The 23,205-nt window shown below is 54.6% G+C and carries 19 protein-coding genes; 13 read left to right on the forward strand and 6 right to left on the reverse strand.

The window, feature by feature from the left end:
* Position 1: 1 nt before the first annotated feature.
* Entirely contained in the window at positions 2–1,210 is a 1,209-nt protein-coding gene (lepB, locus tag HNQ64_RS22555; RefSeq protein WP_184212912.1) for a signal peptidase I, read from the reverse strand.
* A 181-nt stretch (positions 1,211–1,391) separates the two neighbouring features.
* Here lepB and HNQ64_RS22560 point away from each other — a divergent pair, with 181 nt between their 5' ends.
* From HNQ64_RS22560 to HNQ64_RS22600, 9 genes are all read left to right on the forward strand, one after another.
* A complete protein-coding gene (locus HNQ64_RS22560; protein ID WP_184212913.1) occupies positions 1,392–3,599 on the forward strand; it encodes a serine/threonine-protein kinase in 2,208 nt (735 codons plus the stop codon).
* Positions 3,600–3,687: 88 nt separating this feature from the next.
* Complete coding sequence (locus tag HNQ64_RS22565; RefSeq protein ID WP_184212914.1) at positions 3,688–4,512, forward strand: hypothetical protein; 825 nt, start codon at positions 3,688–3,690, stop codon at positions 4,510–4,512.
* Between the two features lie 38 nt (positions 4,513–4,550).
* Positions 4,551–5,006 (forward strand): hypothetical protein, encoded by a 456-nt coding sequence (locus HNQ64_RS22570; RefSeq protein WP_184212915.1) that lies wholly within the window; start codon positions 4,551–4,553, stop codon positions 5,004–5,006.
* Positions 5,007–5,042: 36 nt separating this feature from the next.
* Positions 5,043–5,285: a hypothetical protein gene (locus tag HNQ64_RS22575; RefSeq protein ID WP_184212916.1), complete on the forward strand. Its 243-nt coding sequence runs from the start codon at positions 5,043–5,045 to the stop codon at positions 5,283–5,285.
* A 61-nt stretch (positions 5,286–5,346) separates the two neighbouring features.
* On the forward strand, positions 5,347–6,306 hold the full coding sequence (locus HNQ64_RS22580) for a PhoH family protein (RefSeq protein WP_184212917.1): 960 nt from the start codon (positions 5,347–5,349) through the stop codon (positions 6,304–6,306).
* A 108-nt stretch (positions 6,307–6,414) separates the two neighbouring features.
* Positions 6,415–8,106 (forward strand): HD family phosphohydrolase, encoded by a 1,692-nt coding sequence (locus HNQ64_RS22585; protein WP_184212918.1) that lies wholly within the window; start codon positions 6,415–6,417, stop codon positions 8,104–8,106.
* Complete coding sequence (ybeY, locus tag HNQ64_RS22590) at positions 8,106–8,561, forward strand: rRNA maturation RNase YbeY (protein ID WP_184212919.1); 456 nt, start codon at positions 8,106–8,108, stop codon at positions 8,559–8,561. Before HNQ64_RS22585 ends, ybeY begins: the two co-directional genes overlap by 1 nt.
* 154 nt (positions 8,562–8,715) lie before the next feature.
* Entirely contained in the window at positions 8,716–9,474 is a 759-nt protein-coding gene (gene kdsB, locus HNQ64_RS22595; RefSeq protein ID WP_184212920.1) for a 3-deoxy-manno-octulosonate cytidylyltransferase, read from the forward strand.
* A gap of 31 nt (positions 9,475–9,505) precedes the next feature.
* Positions 9,506–11,125, forward strand: coding sequence for a CTP synthase (locus HNQ64_RS22600; RefSeq protein ID WP_184212921.1), 1,620 nt, complete (start codon positions 9,506–9,508; stop codon positions 11,123–11,125).
* A gap of 123 nt (positions 11,126–11,248) precedes the next feature.
* Here HNQ64_RS22600 and HNQ64_RS22605 read toward each other — a convergent pair whose 3' ends face one another.
* Entirely contained in the window at positions 11,249–12,685 is a 1,437-nt protein-coding gene (locus HNQ64_RS22605) for a DUF2868 domain-containing protein (RefSeq protein ID WP_184212922.1), read from the reverse strand.
* An 11-nt stretch (positions 12,686–12,696) separates the two neighbouring features.
* On the reverse strand, positions 12,697–13,074 hold the full coding sequence (locus HNQ64_RS22610) for a DUF721 domain-containing protein (protein WP_184212923.1): 378 nt from the start codon (positions 13,072–13,074) through the stop codon (positions 12,697–12,699).
* Between the two features lie 336 nt (positions 13,075–13,410).
* Here HNQ64_RS22610 and secA point away from each other — a divergent pair, with 336 nt between their 5' ends.
* The 3 genes from secA (at position 13,411) to HNQ64_RS22625 (ending at position 18,588) form a co-directional block, all read left to right on the forward strand.
* The gene (gene secA, locus HNQ64_RS22615; RefSeq protein ID WP_184212924.1) at positions 13,411–16,665 is read left to right on the forward strand and encodes a preprotein translocase subunit SecA; all 3,255 of its coding nucleotides are present in this window, start codon (positions 13,411–13,413) and stop codon (positions 16,663–16,665) included.
* A 35-nt stretch (positions 16,666–16,700) separates the two neighbouring features.
* Positions 16,701–17,183, forward strand: coding sequence for an iron-sulfur cluster assembly scaffold protein (locus HNQ64_RS22620; protein WP_184212925.1), 483 nt, complete (start codon positions 16,701–16,703; stop codon positions 17,181–17,183).
* A gap of 385 nt (positions 17,184–17,568) precedes the next feature.
* Entirely contained in the window at positions 17,569–18,588 is a 1,020-nt protein-coding gene (locus HNQ64_RS22625; protein WP_184212926.1) for a lipid A deacylase LpxR family protein, read from the forward strand.
* 45 nt (positions 18,589–18,633) lie between these two features.
* On the opposite strand, the gene HNQ64_RS22630 is transcribed toward HNQ64_RS22625, so the two are convergent.
* Positions 18,634–19,083, reverse strand: coding sequence for a hypothetical protein (locus tag HNQ64_RS22630; RefSeq protein ID WP_184212927.1), 450 nt, complete (start codon positions 19,081–19,083; stop codon positions 18,634–18,636).
* Between the two features lie 4 nt (positions 19,084–19,087).
* Positions 19,088–20,710 (reverse strand): AAA family ATPase, encoded by a 1,623-nt coding sequence (locus HNQ64_RS22635; RefSeq protein WP_184212928.1) that lies wholly within the window; start codon positions 20,708–20,710, stop codon positions 19,088–19,090.
* Positions 20,711–20,817: 107 nt separating this feature from the next.
* Between HNQ64_RS22635 and HNQ64_RS22640 the strand changes: the two genes are divergently transcribed.
* A complete protein-coding gene (locus HNQ64_RS22640) occupies positions 20,818–22,014 on the forward strand; it encodes a glycosyltransferase (protein WP_184212929.1) in 1,197 nt (398 codons plus the stop codon).
* On the opposite strand, the gene HNQ64_RS22645 is transcribed toward HNQ64_RS22640, so the two are convergent.
* Positions 22,015–23,115, reverse strand: coding sequence for an NHL repeat-containing protein (locus HNQ64_RS22645; protein ID WP_184212930.1), 1,101 nt, complete (start codon positions 23,113–23,115; stop codon positions 22,015–22,017). It abuts the gene before it with no gap.
* Positions 23,116–23,205 lie beyond the last annotated feature (90 nt).

Below are 23,205 nucleotides of genomic sequence, written 5' to 3' on the forward strand. Positions count from 1 at the left end.
CCTACTTAATCAGGCCCCAATGCTCCGTCAGAGGCCAATAACAGAAGAGGGCTGAGCCCACGAGATTTCGCTCCGGCACAGAGCCCCAGGAGCGCGAATCACTGCTGCTGTAGCTATTGTCGCCCATGGCAAAGTATTGCTCTGCGCCGAGGTCAATTTTGGAAATCCCGCCGCCAATGGCACCGGGGTCGGAGTAACCGCGATACCCATCCACAGGGGCTTCATAGGTGCCCTGCATGACACGCTGGAAACCTGGCTCTTGAGCTTCCACGCCATTGATGAATAGCTTGGGGGACTTCACTTCCAGCTTATCGCCAGGCAGACCTGCCAGGCGTTTGATGTAATGCTGAGAACCGTGACGAGGGTCAAACGAGGAAGAGTTCTCAATGCCACGAATGTGCTTGGTGGTGAAAACAAAGACTTCACCACGATTCGGGCTGCGGAAGTGATACGAAAATTTGTCCACGAGAACATGATCCCCGTTTTGAACGATGCCACTGGCCAGCAGTTGCCCTTTCTCCACCTTGATCCCACCCTGAATGACCACGCGATACTTCATATCCGGTGTGTCATTTCCCGTGAGCACCGGCTGTGAGCGCAGGTGCTTCGCTAGCTGGAGCTCATTAGTCAGCTGCGAATAGGGTGCCATGATGTCAATCGTATGCCCATCCTTAAAATGGAGTTTGCAGTAAGGCATGAAAATCAGCCAATACTTATGCTCTGTGACAGGCTCTTCATCCCGCAAATAACCGCTGTGGTCGGACACCACATGAATTTGCCGACTGCTGGTGAGAAAGGACCCCAAATAGCCTAACAGACCAGGACGCGGATCCTCCGCCGTTGCCTGCGCGGTGATGCCATTGAGCGTCGGCTGCATGGAACCCGTCGGGATTTGGAACGGCTGCGCAATGTATCCTCGGATGCCTAAAGCAATAACGATAGCTACAAAGAAGACCTCTACATTGTCTGCAATCTCGCTAGGGGCCGCTTCAGGCAGGGCTTTTTCGCAGACTTTATTGATCTCCTCATTGAGTTCTTGGAGGCGTGTTTTATCCCGGGCCTTCATGGCCTGCTCCAGACTGCGGCGCAGTCCACAGATTTCCTCCAGCTTGGCGGCAGGCAACAAATCACGCTTGTAATCAATGAACCGAGTGACGCCTTTATGCAGCAATTTGGCGTGCTTCAGGTAGCGAGGAGTGAGGAAAAACATGTGGGCGGATGGTCGGAGACCTGCTGCTCTCGTCAAGCAGGAGCTGAATCCCTGACCAAGAATGTTGTGTTTACGCTCAAAATCCGTCTCGAAAGCGTAATTTAGTAAACATCGCTCTTGCCAAACCCTTAGGCTTTGGATTCTCCTTACAGTCAGCTCAGAACACCCCCAAAAACACTGGATGGCGGAACGATACAAGATCTATGACAAACTCGGCGCCGGTGGCGTGGGGGCCGTGTTCCGCGCTTACGACAACGAGCTCAAGCGCTGGGTCGCCATCAAGCGTCTCATCTCGGCCAATGATGCCAGTGGTGATACGGGTCTAGCGGCAGAACTGCGCCGTGAGGCAGACGCACTCGCGTCCCTGCGCAATCCAAACATCGTCACCATCTTTGACGTGGCTAGCGATGCTGAGGGCTTATTCATGGTGATGGAGTTGCTGGAAGGGGAGGATTTGGCAGATGTCGTCGCCCGCGGTCCCCTTCACTACGATGATTTTAAAGAACTGGCGTCCCAAACGCTGGAAGGCCTGTTGGCGGCCCATCAGCGGCACATCCTGCACCGGGATATCAAGCCCGAAAACATCAAGGTGGAGCGCCTCCCTGGGGGCCGCATGCAGTCCAAGATCATTGACTTTGGATTAGCCCGTGAAGGCATGCGGGCGCGCAAGCAGACTGAAGATCAGGAAGGCACGGTGATGGGCTCCATTTTCTACATGGCGCCTGAACAACTCACCCGCGCCCCAGTGGATGTCCGCACGGATCTTTACTCCCTCGGTTGCGTATTTTATGAGGCTCTTTCGGGTCGTAAAGCCTTTGATGGGGAATCGTTGAACATCGTGATTGATAAGCATATCAACCACGACATCATCCCTCTGAATCTCGTGGCACCGCATGTTCCGCCTTGGCTTGGAGCCTGGGTGCTGCGGCTGATGGCGTTGAATCCGGAAGATCGCCCCACGGGCGCCCAGCAAGCCATCGAAGAATTCCGCGCTTGGGAAAAAATGTCTGCGGCACCGCCGATGATGCCCTGGATGCCGCCAAATTACGGCCAACAGTCCGGTGCCTACACGCAGCCCATGTACCCAGGGGCTGTCACTACCAGCACCATTCCCGTCCAACCTGGCTACTATCAACAACCGCCCGCTGAGATGTATGCACAGCCGGTTTTGGAGGTGATCCCAGATGCTGAGCCGATCATGGAAATGGCGGCTTATACCACCCCTATTTCCCGGCCGAGTCCTGCGACAGGTCGCCCCCCCATCGGTCGCCGGACGGTTCCAGTCAGCAAGTCTCCCTCAGCGAGGCTGCATTCCTCACCTTCGCAGAAACTGTCAGAACCCGCTGCATCCAAAGGCAAACTTTTCGCCATCATTGGGGCCGGTGTCGCCTTGGTGCTGGTTTCGGGTTGGTTTTTCTTTAGTGGCAAAAAAGATCCTGCCAGTGGAGGATCTGCGTCTCCGACCATTCTTGCCACAGGACCTGCTGCAGTCACCTATCAGTTGCCACAGGATCGTCTGTTTCCACCAGTGGATCGCGATATTTGTCTGCATTGGGTCGCGGGTGTCGGTGGTACAGGGAAAGATGGTAAACTGGCCGGGCCCGATGGGGTGGTGGTGGAATGGCATGATATCGCCCCCTTGGCCAATGACAATCTGGCCAGAGCCTACAACAAGAATGCAGACTACTCGCCGAAACGTAGCTTCTGGCCCACGCCTAAGGACGGTATCATTGGTGCCAAACCGAATCGTAGCGTGCTAGATTTCCGTCCACGGGAAGGTCGGCCTATTGCGCTTTCCATGACCGACGCTGCTGGAGAAGCTGGGAAATTTCCCTTTGGGGACGTTGCTCCTAAAGGCGAACGTGGTTTGACCTTAGCGGTTGTGTTTCAGGTCGATCCCTCACGGCTGCCGATGCGCATCTTAACCTTGTCCAATGACAAAGGCGCAACTGTCATCCTGCGAGTGGATCAATCCAAAAAAATCATCGCTGAATTTCGCAATGGCAGTTCCAGCAGCACCATCACGAGCAACACGGCAGACCCAACGTTGGCTTCGACGGTGCTGCTGACTTGGCAGGCCAGCACGGGAGCCACGGAACTGCGCGCTAAAGATGCGCCTGGTAAAACCTTCCGTGGAACAGGAAAAACCACGCCCCCTTCAGCCCCCCTTTCACGGCTGCAAGTGGGTAAAGTCGTGGATGCCAACCAGGATAATGCTCCTGCAGAAGAGCAATACTCGGGTTACTTGGCGGAAATCGTCATGTATTCTTCTTTTCTCAAGCTCGATCAGGTCCAGTTGCTCGAATCCAAGGTGTTGCGTGATCACTATATCCAGGGACCGCCGACCACGCCAGTGCCCGCCCCTGCTCCTTCAGTTCCTAACAAGTAGTCCCCAGCTTCAAAGCGGTTGCGGCTGAGTCCATTTGCGGCTTTCTTACACTTGAATTTTCTTACCAGACCACGCCGTCTCATTGCTCATGAACCGATCCTCCCTCCCTTGTCTGTTTGTCGTCACTGCGGTGACTGCTTTGGCCTCTATCAGCCCTGCTTCTGCCCAAGGAGCCAGTGCTGGTGTGCAGGAGTTTGATCCGCAGGCTTTCCCTGGTCAGGTGGTCGAAGACGTAGTCGTGCCAGTCCCGAGCGAAGTTTTCTCAGTTCTCGATAAATTGGGCGAGCCTAACTGGCGCCAGGAAATCCGCACGGTGAACCTCCCCAAGACTCCTGACCGTACGAAGCTCTCACTCCTTTTCGGCCTAGTCGTCGCAGAAGGTTTTGTGGCCGTGCAGGCTGAAGATAAAGAAGCCGTCAAAGACATTGGCCGTGAGGTCATAGACCTCGCCACCGCCCTAGGACTCATCAAGTCCGTTCGTCCCCACGCGCAAGCGATTCTAGACGCCGCAGATAAGAGCGACTGGGCCAGCATTCGCAAAGAATTCGACCAGACTCAAAAAACGGTTCGCGACTCCATGGAACAAATGAAGGACGCTGACCTTTCCCAGTGCGTGAGCATGGGCGGTTGGCTGCGTGGTACCGCCTCAGTTACCTCCGTCATCGGCAAAAGCTTTTCAGCGGACCGTGCTGAACTGCTGAATCAACCCATGTTGGTCGAGCATTTCATTGCTTCTATCAGCAAAATGTCCAAGGACAAAAAAGACCACCCCAATGTGGCCGATATTTCCAAGGGGCTGAAAGACATCCTGGCCAAAATGGAAGGTGCCGTGGATGGCTTCACGAAAGAAGGCGTGCGTGAAATTGGCAAGACCTGCGACAGCTTGCTGACCGATATCCAGGCAGCCAAGTAAGGTAGGTATCTCCGCGAAACCTCTCACCGGACTCGTCCATGCATTTTCTCTCCATTCGCCATCTCCAACGCACGGCCGCTGCCTCTGTGGCAGCGCTGTTGCTCACTAGCGCACCTCTTAGCCACGCCACCATTGACGATGCCCACAGCTTCGCCATGGAAGCCGCTGTTCCTTTTGTGGAACAAGGTTTCATCGTCCGTGAAGATTACTGGAACGGTGAAGTGAAAAGCGGCCAAAAGCTGATGGTCCGCCACCAAATGTTCAAAGGCAATGAATATGCCTTTTGGTTAGGCACCGCCAGTGAAGAAGTGGCTTTTGAACTCAAGGTGCTCGACGAAAAAGGCAAAGAGATCGAACTCGACTTCAAGAATCAAGGCATGTTTGCCACAGTTCGGGTCAATCCACCCAAAACTGGCACCTACAGCGTCGTCTTTTCTTTGACCTCGAAAAAGGAAAAGGGACTCTACTGGGCCCTGGCTTACGGATACCGTTAATTTTCAGTTCGTTCAAAGCTCAGCATTCACATGACCATGAATAATCCTTACGAGAGCCCATCTACTGACGTTTCGACCACCACTCGGACGACTTTGACTGACATTGATATTCCTTTCGGTCGCCTTATTATGATCATGCTGAAGACCATGCTGGCCTCGATCCCCGCCGTCATCGTGATGTATATCATCATGTTTGCCATCTTCCTTGTGATCGCCCTGCTCTTTGGGGGCGTAGGAGCTTTAATGGGTGGCTTCAACCCTGGAGCACTGGGTAAATAGGCCTGCGCGTTTAAAACGCAGACCCACCAGGGCTTCGACTTCCCTTTTTCCAACCTGCTTCATGCCCGTCGAAACCCTCACTTATGAGTCGCCCCAGTTTCTACAAAAACTGATCGGTCACGACCTCTCTGGCCTGCGAATCATCGCAGATACACTCCATGTCCAAATCACCAGCCGGGATGGCTGGGTCCGCATTGAAGCGGAAGAGCCAGCCATCGCAGCAGTCAAAGAAGTCTTTGGGCAGTTGGAGCGTATTCGCCGTCAAGGAGGCGAGGTCACGCCTACTATGCTACGCCTCGTTACGGAGAGCGTGATGACAGAGCACGACAGTGCGCCAGCAGATGCCATCATGAATCTGCGGCTGCAAGGCTCTAGCCGGAAGCCCCCAGTTTTAGTGAAAACGCGGGGTCAGATTGCCTATGTGCAAGCCATGCGCGAGCATGAAGTGGTCTTTGGAATTGGGCCTGCGGGCACGGGTAAAACCTACCTCGCCATGGCGCAAGGTCTGCATCTACTGAGGGAGAAAGTGGTACAGCGTTTGGTTTTAACTCGCCCAGCCGTGGAAGCAGGCGAAGCGCTGGGCTTTCTTCCAGGGGATCTCAAAGAAAAAATCTTCCCCTACCTTCGCCCTCTATACGATGCGCTTTACGACATGCTGGACCCGGATGAAGCCGAACGCATGATTGAACGAGGAGCCATCGAAATCGCCCCCCTGGCCTACATGCGCGGCCGCACACTGAAAAATGCCTTCATCATTCTTGATGAGGCCCAAAATACCACCACAGAGCAAATGCTCATGTTTCTGACTCGTCTCGGGGAAGGAGCGCGCTGCGTGATCACGGGAGACCCCTCTCAAGTAGATTTGCGGCGGCATGTCCGCTCAGGTCTGCGGGAAGCGGTGGAGGTGCTGCAAGACGTACCTGGCGTTAAATTCGTCAGCTTTTTGTCCAAAGACATCGTTCGCTTACCGGTCGTTCAGCGCATCATCGAGGCTTATGATCAATATCGCGCAAAATCTTAGGATACCTTAAAATCAATGTTCCTCTGAACATATTTTGATAAAAAAGGCTTCTTGTAGGCGACCTTGAGTGTGTTAGCATCACGCTAATACTTCTCGAAAAACCCACTCATGTTTGAATCCATTCGCCGGGCCAAATTGCAACGAGCTGGGCTTTCCTGTGGGAAGAAGCGCCTGAAGCATCAAGAGGGAGATCTCGTGGATGAGCTGCGGACGCACAAAGCCGCGACTATTGCCGTTTATTTGGGCTTCTTCTTCGTGCTGGGTCTGCTGATGAAGATGGGGGCCGCAGTCATCCCAGGTACCGTGACACCCCAGCCGATCGCATACATTTGCATGGCCGCCATCGCTTCCGCCTTGGTGGTGCATTTGAGAGTGGCTTTGACGGAGGATGTCGAAGACAATGCCGAACTGGCCTTGGTGCTCGGCACCCTGCTTCTTCAAATGGGCGCGAACGTGGCCATGCTGGATTATGGCAACCAACAGAGCTGGACCGGAGCTCTCCTTGTTGTCGCCATGCCACACGCCTTTGCCCCGCTGGTGCTTTCGGTTATTTTAGGCCGTAAAATGGGGCTCTTCGCAGCCATTTATTCGACTTTGTTAGGAACGATTGTCTGTGTAGCCGTGAACCCGATCACCTACCTTGCCAGTTCTTCACTGATTGGCTTCCTCGTGGTTCTTTTCACCAAACGTGTCAGGCGGAGGAACCGCCTTTTCATGGCCGGGCTTTACATTGGTGTCGTAGCCGCAGTATTCTCCCTCATTCTTCATGAAGCGGCTGGCACAGGACTGGGCGGAGTTTCGTTAGGGCGCATTCTCGGCGTTCCTTTCGCCATTGGTATCATCACGGGCCTGTTGGTGGGCGGCTTACTCCCAGTGATAGAAAGCTTATTTGGTGCCACCACGGAGGTTTCATGGTTAGAACTGGCAGACTTAAATCACCCTCTGATGAAACGCCTCAGCATTGAGGCACCCGGCACTTATCATCACAGCCTTGTCGTGGCCAATTTGTCCGAAGCAGCCGCTGAATCCATCGGTGCCAATGCAGCCATGACTCGAGTCTGCGCTTACTTCCACGACATCGGCAAACTGACCAAGCCAGAATATTTCATTGAGAACATGGACCCTGCGGAGAATCCGCATGATGATCTTACGGCCCGCATGAGCGCCCTCATTTTGATCGCGCATGTGAAAGATGGTGTGGACTTAGCCATCAAGCATAAGCTCAATGTGAGCATCATTGATGTTATCGAGCAGCACCACGGCACCTCTCTAGCCTGGTATTTCTACAAACGCGCGCTCGACCAAAAGGCAGAAATGATCCGCCTCGTGGAGCAAGGCAAGTCCAAGGAAGATGATGTACCGCAAGTGAGCGAGGAAGTCTTTCGTTATCCAGGTCCCACACCTCAGTTTAAAGAATCTGCCATCATCTCCCTGGCTGATGCAGTGGAAAGTGCCTCCCGTGCGCTGGAAAAACCGAATGCCTCCCGTATCGAAGGTCTCGTGGACGAACTTGTCCAGGACCGGATGAAAGATGGCCAGTTGGATGAATGTGACCTCACCATCGCCGAACTGGCGAGAGTGAAGGCCAGTTTCGTGAAAACTCTGCTCAGCATGATGCATAGCCGCATCAAGTATCAGAAAGGCCACGAAGCTCCGACTTCCAACATCATCACGAAAGAGGCGGCAGCCACGGCTCAGATCCATGATGGAATGACTTTAGTGACTGAAAACCCCTACGCTACGGGTGCCGGTAACGAGAAAAAGCGCTCTGCCCGCAAGCCCCCAGCCTCTGCTGCCTAATGGTCAAATTGTTGCTGTACAATCGGCAGAAAACGCACCGCCCAGACCTACCCTGGCTGCGCCGGATCCTCAAATCTGCCCTGCCCCATTGTCTGGCAGAAGCTAAATCTCCTCAGGCTCCACTATCTGAGTTGGAAGAAATCGAATTCACCATCATTTCCGACGACGAAATTGCCGAGGTGCATGCCGAATTTCTCGAAGACCCAACTCCGACAGATGTCATCACCTTTCATCATGGTGAAATCCTCGTCAGTGCAGACACCGCCCTGCGCCAAGGGGCTGAGCATGGCCAGACGCTGAATGAAGAACTGGCCCTCTATCTGATTCATGGTCTGATGCACCTGGGCGGGTGGGATGATCACGAGGCGGAGGAAGCGGCTGAAATGACACGCCGTCAGGAAGCGATTCACCGCCGTGTTTTGAGCGAAATTCCCCGTCTTGGCAAGAGCGCGTAGAAAAGCCACTTTTCGTCTGACTTAGAAGCCCGTGGCGGAGAAAAATTCGACTGCCCCTGGGGAGTCGAAGAAGTGACGCCCTGACATTCGCCATTTCTTTCTTGCACCCTTCCCGCCTCCGCGCCATCTCAGGTGAACCGTCCTGCCACCACCCTTGTCCGATCCAGAGAATCAACGTACACTCGTAGCCATACCTGCCCGCTGGGGATCCACCCGATTCCCAGGCAAGATGCTCCACCTCATCGCCGGAAAGCCGCTGGTGCAGCATGTATGGGAACGCTGCCAAAGCTGCCGTGAGGTGGACGATATCATCATCGCGACGGATGACGAACGCATCGCCGAAGCCGCCGCCGCCTTTGGAGCCAAAGCCGTGCTGACAGCGCCAGATCATCCCAGTGGGACTGACCGCATCGCCGAAGCTGCGCGTTCTTTCCCCGATCATCGCACCATCATCAATGTGCAGGGTGATGAACCGCTCATCTCCCCGGCTCTCATTGATGAATTAGCCATTGTCCTTCGCCGGGAACCGCAGGTGCGCATGATCACGGCTGCCGCTCCGATTCACGATGAAGCCCTGGTGAGCGATCCCAATGTGGTCAAAGTCGTCTTCGACGTGAAAGGCGATTCCTTGTACTTCTCGCGTTCGCCTTTGCCGTACGTGCGCAATGCCAGCGCCGGCGTGCGGCACTACCGCCATCTCGGCATCTACGGCTTCCAGCGCAGCTTCCTTTTTCAGTTCGTTGCGTGGCCGCCCTCGCGCCTTGAGCAGACCGAATCTCTGGAGCAGCTCCGCGCCGTCGAAAACGGCGTTCCTCTTCGCATCGTCTTGACCGATGACCTCTCGCCAGGCGTGGACACACCTGAGCAGGCCGCTGCCATCGAACAACATTTCCTGACCATCCCTCCCCCCTGACATCATGCCTAACACACTGCCGCAGAAGCCTATGAAATACATTTTCGTCACTGGAGGCGTCGTCAGCTCTCTTGGCAAAGGTCTGGCCGCGTCTGCCCTAGGCACCTTGCTAGAGCTCCGTGGCCTCAAGGTCATCATGCAGAAATTTGACCCGTATCTAAACATCGATCCGGGCACCATGAACCCCTACGAGCATGGTGAGGTGTACGTGCTGGATGACGGCGCAGAGACCGACCTGGATCTAGGTCACTACGAGCGCTTTACCCACACCAACCTTTCTCGCTTGAACAACCTGACCAGCGGCCAGGTCTATCAAAGTGTCCTCACGAAAGAACGTGCAGGCAAATACCAGGGCCGCACGGTGCAGGTCATCCCTCACGTCACCAACGAGATCAAGGAGCGTATCAAGGAAGTCGCTACCAAGATGACGGCAGACGTCATCATCACAGAAATCGGCGGCACGGTGGGTGACATCGAAGGTCTGCCTTTCCTGGAGGCCATCCGTCAGTTCGGCCATGAGATCGGCCAGGGTAATGTGCTCTTCATCCACGCCACACTCGTTCCGTATATCAAGGCTGCGCAGGAGCTGAAAACCAAGCCCACCCAGCAATCCATCGCCAAGCTGCGTGAGATCGGTATCGCCCCGCACATCATTCTCTGCCGCACGGAGCATCCCCTTGAGTTGGACGTTCGTGAAAAAATCTCCCTCTTCGGCAACGTCCCGATCGAAGACGTCATTGAAGTACGCGATGTGAAACACAGCATCTACGAGGTGCCCCTGAAGCTCCACGAAGAGCGCTTGGATGATGTGGTCTGCAAGCAGCTCAATCTCCCGACCGAGCAGCCAGACCTTGGCAAATGGCGCCATTTTGTACAGCGTGTCATTCACCCGACTCACCATGTTCGCATTGGAGTCGTGGGCAAATACATCGAGCTACAGGATGCCTACAAAAGCATCTATGAAGCCCTCACGCACGCAGGTGCGGCCAATGACTGCAAGGTGGACATCGTCCGCGTGGACGCAGAAGCCATCGAGAAAGCCGGTCCAGATATCTACCTCAATGGCCTTCAGGGCATTCTCATTCCTGGTGGATTTGGTGATCGCGGAACTGAGGGTAAAATCGCCGCCACAGGTTACGCTCGTCGCGTAGGCATCCCTTTCTTCGGCATTTGCCTTGGCATGCAAATCGCCGTCATCGAATACGCTCGCAATGTCTGTGGCTTGAAAGATGCCAACAGCACCGAGTTCGATAAAGGTACGGCCGCTCCCGTCATCAGCATGATGGAAGAGCAGAAAAAGGTGAAGCAGCTCGGCGGGACCATGCGTCTGGGTAGCTGGGTCACCCAGCTCACTCCCGGCTCGAAAGTGCATGAGCTTTATCAGGAAGATGTCATCAGCGAACGCCACCGCCATCGCTACGAGGTCAATGACGACTACAAGGAACAGCTTGAGACCAACGGCCTCGTCATCAGCGGCGTCTCCCAGAAGGGCGAGCTAGCTGAGACCATCGAGCTGCCCGGCCACCCGTTCTTTGTAGCCTGCCAGTTCCACCCCGAATTCAGCAGCAAGCCGAATGATCCGCACCCGATCTTCAATGGCTTCATCAAGGCTGCCCTCCTGCATCACAGCACACCGGAGCCTCTTTGCTGAGAAGCTCAGACCTCAAAGGCCATCACGCATGACGTGATGGCCTTTTTGTTTGGCCAATAACTGTACTTTTGGTTAGCCAGTCTCCTGGCAGAGCCAGAAGGAGTAAGCAGAAATACCCCAAATTTAAGCCCGACGAGCTGCCACGATCACCTCATCAGCCACACCTTGCAGCATGTCTGTCCAGAGCTTCTCACGGCTTGCCAATTTATCTGGAGACCAGCGATTTCCAATGCTGGTGGCATCCAGTAGCACGACCAGATCAGCCTCACGATGCTGAGTGATGAGGACCTGCTTCACATCTTGGACGAAACGACTTTGCACTTCCTGCTCGGGCGTAGTGGCCAAATTGAAAATCACCACCGCTTTGCTCCCACTGGGTTTCCAGGAAGCCACAAAATCATCTTCATCCCCCAAAGGGATGTGGATCATGTCAGGCTCAATCATGGCGCCAAAACGTTCCCGTACCCCGCGAGCCCAGACTTCGCGATGCATGGGCGTAGCATCCGTGGCGTGGATCAGCACATGGATCACCTCTTGCCCACCTTCGACTGCACGCAGGGTTCTCTTCAGGTAAGAGCGCCAGCCAAGGCTGCGCACGCGCTTTTGCAGCACGCTATGAGCACGCCAGACGGCGAGGCCAGCGAGGCCTAAACGCGGCAGGATGATCATGAGAAACAGAGTGCCTGCATACAGATGAATCCAGGGCCGCGCCACTGCAGGAGCCTGGGCCACCCCACCCGTGCGATGCATCGCCGACAGCTGATCTAAGGGCAGATTCAAATTTAAAACTGAAGACGCAGGGCCAAAAAGCGCGCCAAAGAACTCTTGAGCCCCTGATTCTAAAAGGAGAGTGCTTTCCCAAACTGCACGGTATTCCTGAGCCCAGCCGCGGGCATACAGCCCAGTGATGCTTCCTAGTGCGAGTAGCGCCGCGGCCACGTGCATCCACGCACGCAGGCGACGCTGCAGACGCTCCAGCGCAGGCGCATTGGCCAGGAGACCAAAACGTTGATCCACGGTCAGTCCCGTGAGGGTTTCGCCTTCTACAGCACTGTCATGCCCCACGGGGGAGACCACTCGCGCCAGCCATTCCAGCCAGGCGCTGCCCCGGCTAGCACTCGGCGCAGGCCAAAGCTCCCACACTAAAGACACGCCCATGATGATGGCATTCCAGAGCAACAATCCCACCAAAGGCAGCGCCAAGAGATTGAACTCCGCGGCTTGCCCCAAGCCCGAAAGAAAGTAACCGATCACCAGAGCAATACCCCACCCTCCTAGAGCCCAGGACCAACGCCCTTGGACGGTCACGAGTCGCTCCATCACCCTCACCAAAGAGCCACTCCAGCCAACAACTTCGCGCTCCAACCACTGAGCTCGTTTATGCAAAAAAGTGATCTCGCGGGAGTTAATCGGTTCTCCCTTAATCTCATCGGCCGTCAGTCCACCCCGAGTCCGGGCCGTAGCCTCCCGGCGCCTTTCTTCAGAAAGGATGGCCCCGTCGGCATCGCCTTCTTCAAGGGCCCGCCAGCGTAGGATGCTCTGCCAGTCATTCCAGTCCATGCACGTTCACTTCAGCCATGTTTCAGTCTTACATCTTTGATGCCAGAGTTTTTCAGCGTCTCCTTCAGCCGTTTTAAGATGCGCGGGCGCTCCATCATCAGCGCATGATGGACGGTGGGCTGTAAAACGCGCACCATCAGCACCCCACGCTGAATCGAGTCTGGACGTGAATGCTGGTAAAGAAAGTCGCCCACGATCTCTTTCCAAGCTCCCAGCACTTCCTCCAGCTTCATCCGCTCACCGATTCCTGCTTGCGAAACGATCGGCCCGATGAGGTCGGCCACAGACTTGAGCGGTAAGTCTATGATCGGACCTCCATCCATCCCACGCCACGCCGAGATGAGGGCGTGCCTGCGGCGCTGGGAAGCGGTGGGGAGGCGATTGGACATACCCCTAAAGATGTGTGGGAGTGCTAGGAAATGCGAGTGAGAAATGCATGCTCGGCAATGTTTCATAGGGCCCCACAATCCCACATCCAGCGCCGCATCGAGGCCCGATTAGCTAAATCATTCAACCCTATGTTCAGACTCAAAGCTCCCGTCTTCCTTTTCGTCAACATGCCGAGCAAGCATCCAAAACGTCCAATTTCTCATAGAAGTGCCTTTTTTGACCTCAGCGAAGCCCACCCTCCCTACTTGCCAAGTCGCGCATCCTCTCCAAAGTAATTAGCCCGACCGCCACGCCCCTTTGTGACGCGGCGGTCTTTCTGTCATTCCCTTTCTGTTATGTTCGAGTGGATCATCAAAAAAATCATCGGCACCAAAAACCAGCGCACTGTGAAGCGCTTGCAACCGGTTGTGGCCGAGATCAACCGCATCGAAGCCCAGCTTCAAAACGAATCCGATGAGGTTTTGCGTGAGCGTTGCGCCAAGTGGAAAGCCCAGTTCCGTGCCTTTCATACGCCTCATTTCTTGGGGGGGGTTTCATTGCGTATTGCCGATGAAGAAACCGTCGAAGCTTGCCTGCGTCATGTGGAAGGTTACTTCACCGCACTGAAGCCCCACTTCCCTTCTCTGGATGGCAGCTACCTCGCCGAGAGCGCTTGGAGCGGTGCTTCTATTGAAGATAAAAAAGCCCGTATTGATAAGGCGCGTGATGCCTGGAATGAGATCCAGCCGAAGTTTGCGAACATCATTTCAAAGATCCTCAATGACATCCTTCCGGAAGTCTATGCAGTGGTGAAGAATGCCGCCCGCCGCCTTGTCGGTCAGGAGCACATCGTCTGTGACACGCCGCTGAAGTGGAACATGGTTCACTTTGATGTCCAGCTCATTGGCGGCATTGCCCTGCATCGCGGGATGATTGCCGAAATGGCCACCGGTGAGGGCAAGACCCTTGTGGGCACCCTGCCAGTCGCACTGAATGCACTCACGGGCCGTGGTGTGCACGTCATCACCGTCAATGATTACCTCGCCCGCCGTGACTCGGAGTGGATGGGTTATCTCTACAAGTTCCTAGGCCTTACTGTGGGCTGCATCCAGAATGACCAGCCGAGCCACATCCGCCGCGACCAGTATCAGTGTGACATCACCTACGGGGTAAACAGCGAGTTCGGCTTCGACTACCTGCGTGACAACGGCATGGCCTCCAGCAAGGAGCAGCAGGTGCAGCGCGGCCACTACTTCGCCATCGTGGATGAGGTGGACTCCGTGCTCATTGATGAAGCACGCACACCTCTCATCATCAGCGGTCCTGTGGCTGGAGCGGAAAGCACGCACCAGTATGAGCGCTACAAACCGCTGGTCGAACAGTTGGTTAGACGCCAGAATACACTTTGCAACAGCCTAGTTACTGAGGCTAAAGAAGACGCCAAAAAAGGCGAGCTGGATGTGGCAGGGCGGAAGCTATACCAGTGCCGTCTGGGCCAGCCGAAAAACCGCGCGCTGATGCGCTGCATGGAAGATCCTGAGCTGCGCCGCGCCCTGGAAAAGGCTGAGCTGAAGATGTATGAGGATACCCAGAAGAAGGACCTCTTTGAACTCAAAGAAGGTCTCTACTTCTCCATCGAAGAAAAGAGTCATGACGCTGACCTCAGCGAAAAAGGCCGCAACTTCCTCAGCCCTGACGAGCCGGACGCCTTTGTGCTGCCTGATCTAGCCACCCTGTATTCTGAAATTGATGGTGATGCCTCCCTAACGGAAGCCCAGAAAATCCAGAAAAAGAATGAACTGCAGGACCGTCTTTCCCACCAGGGTCAGCGCATCCACCAGATCAGCCAGCTCCTTCGGGCCTATTGTCTCTATGAGAAGGACGTGGAATACGTCGTCGAAGAGAACAAAGTCGTCATCGTGGATGAGCAGACGGGCCGCAAGATGGCGGGCCGCCGCTGGAGCGATGGCCTCCATCAGGCTGTGGAAGCCAAGGAAGGTGTGCAGATTGATGCCGAGACTCAGACCCTGGCCACCATCACGATTCAGAACTACTTCCGCCTTTATGAAAAGCTGGGCGGCATGACCGGTACTGCTGAAACGGACGCATCCGAATTCCATGACATCTATGGCCTGGACGTGCTGACGATCCCGACCAACCGAATCGTGAAGCGCCTGGATCAGAACGACAGCATCTACAAGACGCGTCGTGAGAAGTACAATGCGGTGATCGAAATGATCCGCGAACGCCATGCCAAGGGCCAGCCTCTCCTGGTGGGCACCGCCAGTGTGGAAGCTTCTGAAACTGTCAGCCGCATGCTGAAGCTGCAGAAGATTCCTCATGCGGTCTTGAATGCGAAGTATCACCGTCAGGAGGCCGAAATCGTCGCCCGTGCCGGTCAAAAAGGTTCCGTAACCATCTCCACCAACATGGCGGGTCGTGGCACCGATATTAAGTTGGGCGAAGGTGTGTCTGAACTGGGCGGCCTGATGGTGCTGGCCACGGAGCGTCACGAATCCCGCCGGGTGGATCGCCAGCTTCGCGGTCGCTGCGCACGTCAAGGTGACCCTGGTGAGAGCAAGTTTTTCCTCAGCTTTGAGGATGAACTGATGCGCAACTTCGGCGCGGCTGACCGCATGACCAAGATCATGGAACGCTTTGGCATGGCTGAAGGTGAAGAGCTTCAGCATCCTTGGTTAAACCGCTCCGTCGAAACCGCCCAGAAACGCGTGGAACAGCGTAACTACACCTGGCGCAAGCGCGTGCTGGAATACGATGATGTGATGAACCAGCAGCGCGAAGTCATCTATGAATGGCGCAACGATGTGCTGGACAGCAATGACCCACGCCTGCTCATCAATGAAGCCGTTGAAAAAGGTCTCAAAGAACGTCTGGAAGAATTCCTGCCAAAAGAACGCGGCAGCGACATGGAGCCAGACTATGAGAACCTGCTCCAGTGGGTGAATACCACCTTCCCGATCGGTCTGCGCGACTTTGATGACGAGTTCAAAGCTCTCGATTTCGAAGCTCAATATGTTTGGCTGAAGGACAAAATCTTCGGTGCCTACGATCTCAAAGTTAGCGGTGCCAACCCACAAGCTCTGCAAGAGATCGAGAAGATGATTCTGCTCAATGCCATCGACCGTCTCTGGCAGGAACATCTGTATGCATTGGACGCTCTCAAGGAAGGTATCAGTCTGCGCAGTTATGGGCAGAAGGATCCGCTCATTGAATTCAAGCAAGAAGCCTTCACCATTTTCGCTGAATTGATGCGCAACATCAATGGTGAGGTCCTGGGAAATCTCTTCCGCAGCACTCAGCAGTTAGCTGCCTTTGAGCAATTTCTGGCCCAGATCGCCATGATGCAGCAGCAGCAAGGCAATGGCATCCAGATTCAAGATGGAAACCTTGTCCTTCAACCTCAGGCACGCCCCGCACCAGAACCTGAACCCGAAAAGCCAAAGCCCCATAACCCCAGTTCTGATGGGCCTAAGCTGATCCTGCCTGGCATGGTCCCGCAAAAGAAGCCCCTTTCTAACGCAGGTCGCAATGACTCCTGCCCCTGTGGCAGTGGCAAAAAGTTCAAAAACTGCTGCGGACGACTGGCGTAATCTCTTCACGCCACCCGTTCCCTCAATCTCTCACCATGAACGAAGAAACCCTACAGTCCGCCCTATCCAATCCGCAAAACCTTGGCGAGATGCCCGATGCGGATGCGGTAGGGACTGTCGGTTCCCCCGACTGTGGAGACATGGTGCGCATGTGGCTGAAGTACAAGGAAAAGGACGGCAAGAAAGTGATTGATAAGGCTAGCTTCCAAAGCTTCGGCTGCCAGACGGCCATCGCCGTAGCCAGTCTGGCCACGGAATTGATCCGTGGGAAAACCAAGGAAGAAGCTCTGCAAATGAGCGCCGCAGAACTCAGTGCGCCCCTCGGGGCTCTGCCGCCTATGAAGATTCATTGTGGTCAAATGGTGGAAGGGGCTCTGAAAGCTGCGCTCGAAGCAGACTCAGTTACAGCACCCGCACCCGTGAGCACGCCTGTGAATTTCGGAAGCCCTACCCTAATGGATAGTTTGGCTGCGGCTGGGAAGAGTGCGGGGAAGATCAAGATCGTGCTGCAAGAGTAGCAGCTTCGTTCTCTGAAACCACGCTGCCACACCTCATAGCCCTGATAGGACATGCACTTTGCAAAGGGCATTGTGATTGATGTTTCGCAGAACGCATTCTTCAAAACTGATTTGAAACTGCAGCTCCGTCTTCAAGATAGGTGTCCGAAAAGCGGCGTCGGGATTGGCCGATTGGTGCCCGCCACATGCGGGACTTGGCTGTTATCATCAAGATAGCAGCCTGTGCTCTTGCTTTGGCACTCATCCCACTTCACCCGCCTTTTCAATCGGCTCCTCTTTTTGGAAGCCGGTCCAACGCCAAATAAACAGAGTCGGGAGTGAAACTAAAGACGGGGCACGGTTTGTGCATGGCGAGGTGAGTCTGCTTCTGACCTCATCTCCTCCCATGAAACCTTTACTTTACCTCCTGACAGCTTGTTTGCTGCCCGTCGCCGCACAGGCTCAAGACATTGATCCAAATCGCTATGGAACTCTGACTTTCTACTTCGAAAATGATTTGTTCGGTAACACCGATGCGAATTACACCAATGGAGCGCGCATCGGCTGGAGTTCCCCCAATCTTAAAAAGTTTGGCGATGATCCCACATTAGGACAGATGGCAGGCTATTTTGATGGTTTTGGCACGGATACCTATGAGCGAAATGTCGCCATTACCCTGGGACAGAGCATGTTTACGCCGATGGATACGGATGCCAGGGATCTGGTCAAAGATCAGCGCCCCTACGCAGGCTGGTTGTATGTCGGTATGGGATTGATCTGGAAAAACGAACGCGTTAAAAATTCTCTCGTTTTTAACGTAGGCGTCGTCGGGCCTTGGTCCTACGCTGAGGAAACTCAGCGCCTTGTTCACGAAGCGCGAGACATTGATTATCCTCAGGGATGGGACAATCAGTTAGGCAACGAAATCGGGGTTAACATCTCTTATGAACGCATGTGGCGCATTCGTGACCGCCGTGACAACCACGGCTTCGACTGGGATATCCTGCCTTATGCGGGTGCTACTTTAGGCAATGTCATGACTCACGCGACCGTCGGCACCGAAGTTCGTTTTGGTTACAACCTTCCCGATGACTTTGGCACCGGAGCGATCACTGAAGCGGCGACCACACCGACAGCCCTAGAAAATCCCTACACCTCCAAATCGTGGGCCAATCGCCTAGGTTTTCACTTTTTCATCCGTGGTGAAGGCCGTGCTGTAGCACGCAATATCTTCCTGGATGGCAACACCTTCCGTGACAGCCATTCTGTGGATAAATACCCTCTGGTCGCTGACCTCTCCGCAGGCTTTGCGGTGAATTGGAAAAACACCAAACTCAGCTACGCCTACATTTATCGTACCCGCGAATATCGCGGTCAGGATGAAGGGCAGATTTTTGGATCTATCACGCTGAGCTTCAATTTCTAAGGCTACCTCTAGCTCTAGATTTTAAAGAAGGATGGACCGCGAGGTTCATCCTTCTTTCGTTTCAGGCGTCAGCACCTCAGTCATCGTGTTGGGTTTTAGCACTACTTTTCCCGCATCTGCGACCATGACTGAAACGAGCCCTGCTAACCAAGCTGCGAGCAGACCACTGAACGGCTCAAATAAAATGCCCATCCAGGCCAGCGTCACCGTCAGGCTCAAGGTTAAATAGGTCAGCCCACATAGGAAGGTAAACTTTTGCCATAAAGCCCGCATTTCTAGACCCGCCCAGGCACTGATGAAAGCAAACAGGGTGTAATAACCATACTGCAAAATGAGGCTCGTTTTCACTCCTCCTTCGGGTAACACCAAAAGACGTGGCAGCTGCTTTTCCAACCATAAGGCCAATTCAGGAAACAGACCGAACTGATAGAGAGCCAAAATTGGCACACAGACCAGGATGCCGATGAACATGAGGGTGACTCGATTGCGATCCATAAAATTAAATATCGGTAGCTTCAGACTGGCGATAGGACTCGACTACGAGATCGCTCAGAAATTTGTCCGGGTGCTCCACTGATTCGCGCTGGATGTGAAAGGCCTTCTGCCCCGTGCTACGCGAAACGAGTTGGAGACCGAAGGGATAGTCTTTAAACAAACGTAGGCAAAGATCATCCACCGCGCAGCCCTCACGCTCAGCCCGCTGGACCAAAGCACGCACGGCCCCTGCATCAAAGACCAACTCCAATCCGTGCGAGGAGGCAAACTGAGCTGCAAAACGGTGGACGATCTCCGCCCGCACATCCGTGCTGAAGCTCTGCGCATCTATACGGCAGCGTTCCAGAGCATTGAGCGGATCCGCCACCAAAGGGCCATCCACGATCAAATCGGGTAGCCCCAGGCTGGGCAGTTCAAACTTAAAATCACGCAGGACTTTTTCCCACGCAGTCACCAAACCACGCGCTCCTGTTTTTTCATCCGCCGCACGCTCTGCCACTGCCCGCAGTGCATCATCTTCAAAGACGGTGCGAACACCGTAAGCATGAAACTCCCGCTCGTATTGACGAATGAGACTGCCCTCACTGTTCTTCATGATCTGGAAGAGATCATCTGCCTTCAGCGAATCACAAAAAACACGAACAGGCAGACGCCCGATGAACTCAGCCTCAAAACCATAATCGATGAAGTCCTTCGTACGCGCTTCCCTCAATAGCTCCTCTGCCTGCGGTTTCTCTGCCATCATCGCCCCAAAACCGATGGCAGATTTAGTCTGCCGCTTTTCGATGATTTTTTCCAGTCCTGAAAAGGCACCGCTTACAATGAAGAGGATATTGCGGGTATTCACCACCTCACGGCCCGTGCGCCCTTTGCGAGTATCAAACATCATCTGCATCTGGCTGCGCATATCGTTAGGCGCATAGAGAGCTACCTCAGTCTCTTCCATGAGCTTGAGCAGAGCCGTCTGCACACCACGCCCGCTCACATCCCGGCCGATTCGGCCCTCCCCCCCAGTGGCCAGTTTATCAATTTCATCCAGGTAAATGATGCCGTGCTGCGCCAGTTCCACATTGCCATTGGCTTTCGCAACGAGGTCGCGCACCAGATCATCCACGTCAGCCCCTACATAACCCGTTTCGCTAAACTTCGTCGCATCCGCTTTCACAAACGGCACACCGATCAGGTCCGCGATGTGTTTCACGAGGTAGGTTTTACCCACACCCGTTGGCCCTGTAATGAGGACGTTTTGTTTGGTGAATTCCAACTGGCCTGCCCCCTTTTGCTTTTTGTGCTCACGCAGCATCCGCGCATGGTTGTAATGGTCACAGACAGCCGTCGAGAGCACTTTTTTTGCCTCATCCTGACGGATCACGAACCGATCCAGGTAGGCTTTGATGTCTGCGGGTTTGTATTGGAAATCATAGGTGGCCGCAGGCTCTTCCTCCACGGGAGGTCCCTCCGGAGCTGCCTCCTCGGGGATACCTCCGCGCAGACTTGGCTCAACCCGAGAAAATACCACCTGTCCACCGAGGCTGTTTTTGATGAAATCCTCCAGCTTCCGGGTGATCTCATCGGGAGATGGCGTCGGTTTGGAGGGATTTGGCGGGTCCTGGGGGGTATCACTCATGATGGGTGAATTGTTCCCGATTCGCTGCCACATGACAATGGCTTATTAGACATTCCCATTGGTCGTGGCGCAGTCTGTGCGATGATCGAATGGATTCCCAGAATGCTATGTCCCTGACCATCCTTGATGTTTTCAATCGTTACCGCTCTTTTGGGGGAGAGGAATATGCCGTGGGACGCATCCACGAGCATCTCAGCCTAAGACATCAGGTCTCGTCCTGCCTCTTTGACAGTCAGGAATGGACACAGCCAGGTGCACCAGGCAAACTAGCTCAGGCGAGGAAGCTTTTTTATAATCCTGAAGGCAAACAGCGTTTCGAGGCCGCCATCACTGCGGCTCAGCCTGAGCTCGCTATTTTTCACAATATCTATCCCGTGGGGTCCCCTGCCCTTTACCACAGCGCGCTGAAACGCAAGCTGCCGGTGGTGCAGTTTCTCCATAACTACCGCCCCTTTTCCGTAGGCGGCAGCCTTTACTCTCGTGGGCGGGTGCTGCCAGATCCTCTGCATGGGCGATACGCAGCGGAAGTGCGTGAAGGAGCATGGATGGGATCTGTCACCCGCAGTGCTCTCATGGCCGTGCTTTTAAAGCTCCTTCACCGCAGTGGCTGGTTGGAAAGTGTGAAAACGTGGATAGCCATTTCAGACTTCATGCGCCATCGCCTCATCGAGGCAGGTGCCGTGCATCCAGACCGTATCGTCACCCTCCGTCATGCCTGGGACGCTATGCCCCAGGCCCCCGAAAAACAGGATGCTGGTTATTACCTCTATTTAGGCCGTCTGATTGAAGAAAAAGGGCTGCCTATGTTGCTCAAAACCTGGGACACGCTCCACCGGCAGTTAGGTAAAAATACACCTCGCCTCCACATCGCCGGAGATGGCCCTCTCGCAGGTCTGGTGGCCCAGCACGCACGTGGAAATCCCTTCATTTGCGCTTTAGGAACCGTGGGGGGAGAAACCAAAAAAGATCAGCTCCTTCGCAGCCGTGCGGTGATCATCCCCTCCGTTTGGTGGGAGCCGTTAGGCCTGGTAACATACGAAGCCTATGACTATGCCAAGCCTGTGCTCGCAGCCCGTTCCGGCGGTCTGGCTGAGACCGTTCAACACGGGAGTACTGGTTTCCTGCACGAGCCAGGTGATGTGGATGGACTGACGCAAGACGTCCTTAACCTGGAAGCCATGAGCCCTAGCCAAAGAGCCGCCCTGGGCAATAGCGGGCGTCATTGGCTGCGCCAAGAAACGGACCCGACTGTGTGGCTACGCCGATTTGAAGAGATCGCCTCTCGGGCCATTGCCAAGCCCTAGCTAGACGATCTTTTCGAGCTTGATGGGATAGGTCTGAAAAGCATTCCATTGGCACACGATCAGGTCTCCTGTGTCCAGCACGCAGACATCGTGCCCGTGATCAATCACAGGCTGGGCCTGAGTGAGAGATTTGAGCACCCCATTTTCATAAACGGGTTCGCTCCCCCCTGGTGCACTGATCACCTGCCCCGCTGCATCCAGAATCACCGTAAAGCCCGAAGGGTTTTGTGGCAGCTTGCTACGCACAGGATCCAGCGACCAGCACACCCCTGCATACAGTTCCTGCCCTGAAATGACCGGGCGACACACCTTGCACCCCGGCACAGGTAGAGTCTCAAGGTATTTACCTTCCAAGCTAAAGCGGCGAAAACAATGATCCGCCCGCGAGGTCACCAGCACGGTCGCTTGATCCGCTCCCTTGCGAGTATCAATCTCGATTCCATGGGCATTGTTCAGCCGTTCATTTTCAGACACCCCTTCCTTACCGCCAAATCGGGAAATGAATTTCCCTCGCTGATCGTAACGCAATACATAGTTAGACCCATAGCCATCCACCACATAAATATCTCCATTCGGAGCCACCGCTGTTTCTGTAGGATTGAAAAACATGTCTGGCTCATAGGCTCCCACACTCATCGGATGGCTGAGGCTAAAAAGTTCTCGCCCAGCTAGGTCAATCTTTGTAACACGACCCGTCTGCCGGTAACCACCATTACCGCTTTTCCACAGGCCACTGTCCGTCACAAAAAGAAATTCTTCGCCATTTTCCCGGCTCAGACTGAGCCCATGGCCTCCAGGCCACACACTGCCCCAAGATTCCAAGATCGTGCCATCAGGCTTAAAAACCAACATTTGGTTATCCCAATGATCACCCATCATGAAAAGCCGCCCATCTTTCACCTGCACCATCTCATGGCAATTCAAGATAGGATGATGCCTCCCCTGCCCCGGAGCCACCCAGTCTTTATTCACTTTGTATTGGTGTTTCCCATGACCGATCACCACATCTTTGTTCGGGTCAGGAGCAGCACGCAAAGTTTCCGTGAAGGTAGCTGCGGCAGCCGAGGTAAGCCCGGCGAGAAAGTGACGGCGTGTATTCATAAGTGACTGATTTTTACTGATGCCACACCCGCTTGGAAATGATCTTCTTATGTCCATTTCGACTACTGATTGGAATCAACACCCCTGCTT

Source organism: Prosthecobacter dejongeii (genome assembly GCF_014203045.1).
Taxonomy (GTDB): Bacteria; Verrucomicrobiota; Verrucomicrobiia; order Verrucomicrobiales; family Verrucomicrobiaceae; genus Prosthecobacter; species Prosthecobacter dejongeii.

Bases quoted from the DNA above. Each gene is read 5' to 3' on its own strand.
- HNQ64_RS22605 (WP_184212922.1), bottom strand. From the start codon at position 12,685: ATGGACTGGAATGACTGGCAGAGCATCCTACGCTGGCGGGCCCTTGAA.
- HNQ64_RS22570 (WP_184212915.1), top strand. From the start codon at position 4,551: ATGCATTTTCTCTCCATTCGCCATCTCCAACGCACGGCCGCTGCCTCT.
- HNQ64_RS22575 (WP_184212916.1), top strand. From the start codon at position 5,043: ATGAATAATCCTTACGAGAGCCCATCTACTGACGTTTCGACCACCACT.
- HNQ64_RS22560 (WP_184212913.1), top strand. From the start codon at position 1,392: ATGGCGGAACGATACAAGATCTATGACAAACTCGGCGCCGGTGGCGTG.
- HNQ64_RS22580 (WP_184212917.1), top strand. From the start codon at position 5,347: ATGCCCGTCGAAACCCTCACTTATGAGTCGCCCCAGTTTCTACAAAAA.
- HNQ64_RS22625 (WP_184212926.1), top strand. From the start codon at position 17,569: ATGAAACCTTTACTTTACCTCCTGACAGCTTGTTTGCTGCCCGTCGCC.
- HNQ64_RS22610 (WP_184212923.1), bottom strand. From the start codon at position 13,074: ATGTCCAATCGCCTCCCCACCGCTTCCCAGCGCCGCAGGCACGCCCTC.
- HNQ64_RS22600 (WP_184212921.1), top strand. From the start codon at position 9,506: ATGAAATACATTTTCGTCACTGGAGGCGTCGTCAGCTCTCTTGGCAAA.
- HNQ64_RS22640 (WP_184212929.1), top strand. From the start codon at position 20,818: ATGTCCCTGACCATCCTTGATGTTTTCAATCGTTACCGCTCTTTTGGG.
- lepB (WP_184212912.1), bottom strand. From the start codon at position 1,210: ATGTTTTTCCTCACTCCTCGCTACCTGAAGCACGCCAAATTGCTGCAT.
- ybeY (WP_184212919.1), top strand. From the start codon at position 8,106: ATGGTCAAATTGTTGCTGTACAATCGGCAGAAAACGCACCGCCCAGAC.
- HNQ64_RS22635 (WP_184212928.1), bottom strand. From the start codon at position 20,710: ATGAGTGATACCCCCCAGGACCCGCCAAATCCCTCCAAACCGACGCCA.
- HNQ64_RS22585 (WP_184212918.1), top strand. From the start codon at position 6,415: ATGTTTGAATCCATTCGCCGGGCCAAATTGCAACGAGCTGGGCTTTCC.
- HNQ64_RS22630 (WP_184212927.1), bottom strand. From the start codon at position 19,083: ATGGATCGCAATCGAGTCACCCTCATGTTCATCGGCATCCTGGTCTGT.
- HNQ64_RS22645 (WP_184212930.1), bottom strand. From the start codon at position 23,115: ATGAATACACGCCGTCACTTTCTCGCCGGGCTTACCTCGGCTGCCGCA.
- secA (WP_184212924.1), top strand. From the start codon at position 13,411: ATGTTCGAGTGGATCATCAAAAAAATCATCGGCACCAAAAACCAGCGC.
- HNQ64_RS22565 (WP_184212914.1), top strand. From the start codon at position 3,688: ATGAACCGATCCTCCCTCCCTTGTCTGTTTGTCGTCACTGCGGTGACT.
- HNQ64_RS22620 (WP_184212925.1), top strand. From the start codon at position 16,701: ATGAACGAAGAAACCCTACAGTCCGCCCTATCCAATCCGCAAAACCTT.